This is a genomic window from Flavobacterium sp., from assembly GCF_036782315.1.
In the GTDB taxonomy this organism is placed as follows: Bacteria; Bacteroidota; Bacteroidia; order Flavobacteriales; family Flavobacteriaceae; genus Flavobacterium.
Map to the genome: position 1 here is coordinate 1 of NZ_DAIPZK010000026.1, position 1,483 is coordinate 1,483.

Annotated in this window: 1 protein-coding gene; it reads right to left on the bottom strand. The window is 37.0% G+C overall.

The annotated features are described in order from the left end of the window. Positions 1 to 119: 119 nt before the first annotated feature. Positions 120 to 1,483, bottom strand: a 1,364-nt coding sequence (locus tag V7P59_RS12745) for a gliding motility-associated C-terminal domain-containing protein (protein WP_333810534.1), incomplete at its 5' end; no start/stop codon positions are given.

Consider the following 1,483-nt stretch of genomic DNA (forward strand, 5'->3'; position numbering starts at 1 on the left):
ATTCATAACACTCATGTTATACATATATTGCGTATAATGTGGATCTTGCTGGGCAAAAGCAAATACACCTATAAATAAAACAACAACTTGAATAATTCTATTTTTCATCTTACTTGCTTTTAATTTTCTTTGTTTATGTAAACCCATCCTGTTTTAACTGTTCCTCCTGGCAATGAAATCACATAATAATAGGTCCCATCTGGTAATTCATTTCCAGAATTAGATTTTCCATCCCATTCGTTGGTATAATTATTTTTACTATATACCTCCACACCATAACGATTAAAAATCTGAACTTTATTAGCATTCAATCCTGATAAATCCCAAGTATCATTTAATCCATCATTATTTGGAGAAACACCTTTTGGTATAACACAAGCTGAAACCACAACATTAACAAATTCAATAGTAGTACATGAATTAACAGTAGCTCGTACTTCATAAGTTCCAGAACTGGTCACTGCAATAGTAGCAGTTGTACCAATTAAACTTGAAGAACTATTATACCATTCATAAGTAGCCACACCCGAAGCAACTGAGGCTGTGATTTCAAAATTTGCACCATTACATCCCGAAACAGTTGAAATTATTGGAGATGGCGGAACAGAATCAATACTTAGTGAAATTGGAGAAGAAGTACAACCAGATGTAGTGTTTCTTACAACAATTGTATAAGTAGAATTAGGTGCAAGTCCTGTAAATGTCGTACTACTTTGATAAGAAACGCCATTGTTAATACTATACTCTAAATTACCTCCTAAAGGAGCAGTAATCACAATTGTTCCTGTTGGTATTAAACATGTTGGTTGAGCCGTTACACTTGCCGTTGCAGCAGCTGGAGTATTTAATATCGCCGCATTACTAAAAGATGCTGATGCTACTGATGAACAACTTCCGTTTGATGAAGTTACGGTGTAACTCGTTCCAATTGTCATTCCTGAAATTAAACCTCCTGCACCAACTGTTGGTCCTGATGGAGTGAATACATAAGTTAATGCTCCATTATAATTAGTAATAGTCGAAACTCCAGCTGATGAACACGTTGCTGCTGTAGTACTAATCGTTGGTTGGGATGGAACACTTAACGTCGCTAAATTGGTAAATGATGCCGATGAAGCTGATGTACAAGTACCATTTCCTGCTGTTACAGTATAACTCGTTCCAACTGTCATTCCTGAAATTAAACCTCCTGCACCAACTGTTGGTCCTGATGGAGTGAATACATAAGTTAACGCTCCATTATAATTCGTTATAGTCGATGTTCCGGCTACTGAACACGTTGGTGCTGTAGTAGTAATTGTTGGAACTGCTGGTGTTGTCAATTGGGCTGCATTACTAAACGATGCTGATGCTACTGATGAACAACTTCCGTTTGATGAAGTTACGGTGTAACTCGTACCAACTGTCATTCCTGAAATTAAACCTCCCGCACCAACGGTTGGTCCTGATGGAGTGAATACATAAGTTAATGCTCCATTATAAT